The organism is Actinophytocola sp., assembly GCF_045807065.1.
Taxonomy (GTDB): domain Bacteria; phylum Actinomycetota; class Actinomycetes; order Mycobacteriales; family Pseudonocardiaceae; genus Actinophytocola.
Genome location: NZ_JBJMIE010000440.1, coordinates 1 through 4,127 on the forward strand (window position 1 = coordinate 1; position 4,127 = coordinate 4,127).

A 4,127-nucleotide genomic window follows, 5' to 3' on the forward strand; every position below is an offset into this window, starting at 1 on the left:
ACGACTTCGGCGGGATGTCCGGCCACAGCGCGTCGACCAGCCGCTCGGTCGGGACGCGCTGGTTGGCGTGGAAGAGCAGCATGGCGAGCAGCGAGCGCTGGCGGTCTCCGCGCAGGCGCAGCAGCCGGCCGTCCGTGCCGGTGATCTGCAGGGGCCCCAGGACCGCGAACTTGGCTGTCATCGCGCCGGGCATCGTAGCCATGACAAATGTCATCGGATCCTCATGGGCGACGGCACTAACCGTGCCGACCCCATCGGACGACCCTGACCAGCATGAACAACGTGAAACTACTCGTCGGGACCTACCTCGCCGTGGCGGTGCTGACACTGGTCGCGATCGTCCTGCTCCGCGACGACGAGGCCGCCGTGAACGACGCGGTCTGGGTGCGCGGCACGATCGTGGTCCTCAGCGCGGCACTGCTGTTCGCGTTCACTGCGCGTGCGGGCCGCGGCTCGCGCGGGGCGTACCGCCGCGTCCGGGTCCTGTCCGCGGTGATGGTGGTGGCGATCGCGGTGATCGTCGTGTTGCCGGGCGTGTTCCCGGTCTGGATGAAGATCGACCAGGTGGTGTGCGGGCTGCTCCTGCTCGGTGTCGTCGTGCAGCGTGTCGGCGGGCCCGGTGAGCCCGCGCGGGTGGCGGCTGCGGGTCACGGTGCCGGCATGACGATCCGCCTGTTGCTCGCCGACGACCAGGCGCTGGTGCGGGAGGCGCTCGGGACGCTGCTGTCGTTGCAGGAGGACTTCTCGGTGGTCGCGTCCGTCGGCCGCGGTGACGAGGTCGTCGACGCCGCGCTGTCGTCGCGGCCGGACGTGGCGTTGCTGGACATCGAGATGCCCGGGTTGGACGGGTTGGCGGCCGCGTCCCTGCTCGCCGGTGCGGTGCCGTCGTGCCGGGTGGTCATGCTGACGACGTTCGGCCGCGCCGGCTACCTGCGGCGCGCGATGGAGGCGGGAGCGGTCGGTTTCGTCGTGAAGGACGCGCCGGCGGAGGCGCTCGCCGACGCGATCCGGCGAGTGGTGGCCGGGGAGCGGGTGGTGGACCCGGCACTCGCCGTCGCGACGCTGGCGGCGGGCGAGTCGCCCCTGACCGCGCGGGAACGGGACGTGCTCGTCGCCGCGCGGTCCGGCGCCGCGGTGGGCGAGATCGCGGCGACGCTGTTCCTGTCGGAGGGCACCGTCCGCAACTACCTGTCAGCCGCGATCGCCAAGACCGCGACCCGCAACCGCATGGAAGCGGTCCGGGTCGCGGACGAGAACGGCTGGCTCTGACCCGCGTGTCCAACCGAACGGACCGCCGAGTCCAACAAATCCGCGCGGCCGGGAACGGTCGGATTCGTTGAACTCGCGGATCCAGAGCGTTGAACTCGCGGGTCCCGAACGTTGGACACGCGGGTCCCGAACGTTGAACTCGCGGGTCCGGAGCGTTGGACACGCGGGTCCTGAGCGTTGGACACGCGGGTTACTGGCAGCGTTGCAGGATCAGTTCGCGTACGCGCTTCGCGTCGGCCTGGCCCTTCGTGGCCTTCATGACCGCGCCGACGATCGCGCCCGCCGCCTGGACCTTGCCGCCGCGGATCTTCTCCGCGACGTCCGGTTGGGCGGCCAGGGCGTCGTCGATCGCGGCGTACAGGGCGCTGTCGTCGGACACGACCTCCAGGCCGCGGGCCGCCACCACCTCGTCCGGCGAGCCCTCGCCGGCGAGAACGCCGTCGATGACGCCGCGGGCCAGCTTGTTCGTCAGCTTGCCCTCGGCCACCAGCGCCGACACCCGGGCCACCTGCGCCGGCGTGATCGCGAGCGCGGCCAGTTCCACGCCACGCGAGTTGGCCTCCTGCGCCAGGTAGGCCACCCACCACGCGCGGGCCTCGGCCGGGGAGGCACCCGCGTCGACGGTTGCCGCGACCAGGTCCACGGCGCCCGCGTTCACGAGGTCCCGCAGCTCCAGGTCGGTCAGCTGCCACTCCTCCTGGATGCGCCTGCGCCGCTCCCACGGCATCTCCGGCAGCGTCGTGCGCAGCTTCTCGACCCACTCGCTGGACGGCGCGATCGGGACCAGGTCCGGCTCCGGGAAGTACCGGTAGTCCTCGGACGTCTCCTTGCGGCGACCAGCGGACGTGGTGCCGGTCGACTCGTCGAAGTGGCGGGTCTCCTGCAGGATCGAGCCGCCCTCGGACAGCACCGCCGCCTGGCGTGTCATCTCGTACCGGACCGCGCGCTCGACCGACCGCAGCGAGTTGACGTTCTTCGTCTCGGTGCGGGTGCCGAACTCCGTGGTGCCGCGCGGCATCAGCGACACGTTCGCGTCGCAGCGCAGGGAGCCCTGGTCCATGCGGACGTCCGAGACCCCCAGCGCCCGCAGCAGGTCCCGCAGCACGGTCACGTACGCCCGCGCCACCTCCGGTGCCCGCACGCCCGTGCCGGTGATCGGCTTCGTCACGATCTCGATCAGCGGCACACCCGCGCGGTTGTAGTCCAGCAGCGAGTGGTCCGCGCCGTGGATGCGACCGGTCGCGCCGCCGACGTGCAGCGACTTGCCGGTGTCCTCCTCCATGTGCGCGCGCTCGATGCCCACCTCGACGGGCGTGCCGTCGTCCAGCGTGATCGTCAGCGAGCCGTTGAACGCGATCGGCTCGTCGTACTGCGACGTCTGGAAGTTCTTCGGCATGTCCGGGTAGAAGTAGTTCTTCCGCGCGAACCGGCACCACGGCGCGATGTCGCACCCGAGTGCCAGGCCGATGCGGATGGCCGACTCGACGGCGACCGAGTTCACCACCGGCAGCGAGCCCGGCAGGCCCAGGCAGGTCGGGCACACCTGCGTGTTCGGCTCCGCGCCGAACGCCGTCGGGCAGCCGCAGAACATCTTCGTGTACGTGTTCAGCTCGACGTGCACCTCGAGGCCCAGCACGGGGTCGAAGCGCTCGAGGACCTCGTCGTAGGACAGGACAGCAGTCATCGCTCAGGCCTCCAACGCCGGCACGCGGTTGATCAGTGCGCCGCCCGAGGCGGCGTCACGCGCGGCCTCGTAGGCGGCCGCGACCTTGTACATGCGCTGCTCCCGCAGCGCCGGCGCCATGACCTGCAGGCCGACCGGGAGCCCGTCCTCCTCGGCGAGACCGGCGGGGACGCTGATGGCGGGCGTGCCGGCGAGGTTCGCGGGGATCGTGCACAGGTCCGCGAGGTACATGGCCATCGGGTCGTCCACGCGCTCGCCGACGCGGAAGGCCGTGGTGGGGGTGGTCGGCGAGACCAGGACGTCCACGGCCCCGAAGGCGCGCTCGAAATCCTGTGAGATGAGCGTCCGCACCTTCTGCGCCTGGCCGTAGTAGGCGTCGTAGTAGCCGGACGACAGCGCGTACGTGCCGATCATGATGCGGCGCTTGACCTCGGGGCCGAACCCGGCCTCGCGCGTCAGGGCCATGACCTGCTCGGCGCTGGCCTCGCCGTCGTCGCCGACGCGCAGGCCGTACCGCATGGCGTCGAACCGGGCCAGGTTCGAGGACGCCTCGCTCGGCGCGATCAGGTAGTACGCCGGCAGCGCGTAGGTGAAGTGGGGGCACGAGACCTCGACGACCTCGGCGCCGAGCCCGCGCAGCGTCTCGACGGCCTGGTCGAACGCCGCGGTGACGCCCGCCTGGTAGCCCTCGCCGCGGAACTCGCGCACCACGCCGACCTTGACGCCCTTGAGGTCGCCGGTCGCGCCCTGGCGGGCGGCCTCGACGACCGGGCGCACCGGCTGGTTGATGGAGGTGGAGTCCATCGGGTCGTAGCCGGCGATCACCTCGTGCAGCAGGGCCGCGTCGAGCACCGTACGGGCGCACGGCCCGGCCTGGTCCAGCGAGGAGGAGAACGCGACGAGGCCGTAGCGGGACACGGTGCCGTAGGTCGGCTTCACGCCCACGGTGCCGGTCACGGCGCCGGGCTGGCGGATCGAGCCGCCGGTGTCGGTGCCGATGGCCAGCGGCGCCTCGAAGGCGGCCAGCGAGGCCGACGAGCCGCCGCCGGAGCCGCCGGGGATGCGTTCGAGGTCCCACGGGTTGTGGGTCGGCCCGTACGCGGTCGGCTCGGTCGACGGGATGAGGCCCAGCTCGGGGGTGTTCGTCTTGCCCACGACGACGAACCCGGCCGAC

General features: G+C 71.8%; 3 protein-coding genes and 1 pseudogene. 1 reads left to right on the top strand and 3 read right to left on the bottom strand.

The window, feature by feature from the left end; all coding sequences use genetic code 11:
* A pseudogene (locus ACJ73U_RS25835) lies at positions 1-181 on the bottom strand (hypothetical protein); the annotation flags it as partial.
* A gap of 479 nt (positions 182-660) precedes the next feature.
* Here ACJ73U_RS25835 and ACJ73U_RS25840 point away from each other — a divergent pair.
* The gene (locus ACJ73U_RS25840) at positions 661-1,269 is read left to right on the top strand and encodes a response regulator (RefSeq protein WP_407780300.1); all 609 of its coding nucleotides are present in this window, start codon (positions 661-663) and stop codon (positions 1,267-1,269) included.
* Positions 1,270-1,459: 190 nt separating this feature from the next.
* Here ACJ73U_RS25840 and gatB read toward each other — a convergent pair whose 3' ends face one another.
* Positions 1,460-2,953 carry an Asp-tRNA(Asn)/Glu-tRNA(Gln) amidotransferase subunit GatB gene (gene gatB, locus ACJ73U_RS25845; RefSeq protein WP_407780298.1) on the bottom strand — a complete coding sequence of 498 codons (1,494 nt, stop codon included), beginning with the start codon at positions 2,951-2,953 and terminating at the stop codon, positions 1,460-1,462.
* A 3-nt stretch (positions 2,954-2,956) separates the two neighbouring features.
* The coding region (gene gatA, locus ACJ73U_RS25850) for an Asp-tRNA(Asn)/Glu-tRNA(Gln) amidotransferase subunit GatA (RefSeq protein ID WP_407780299.1) at positions 2,957-4,127 on the bottom strand (1,171 nt) is incomplete at its 5' end.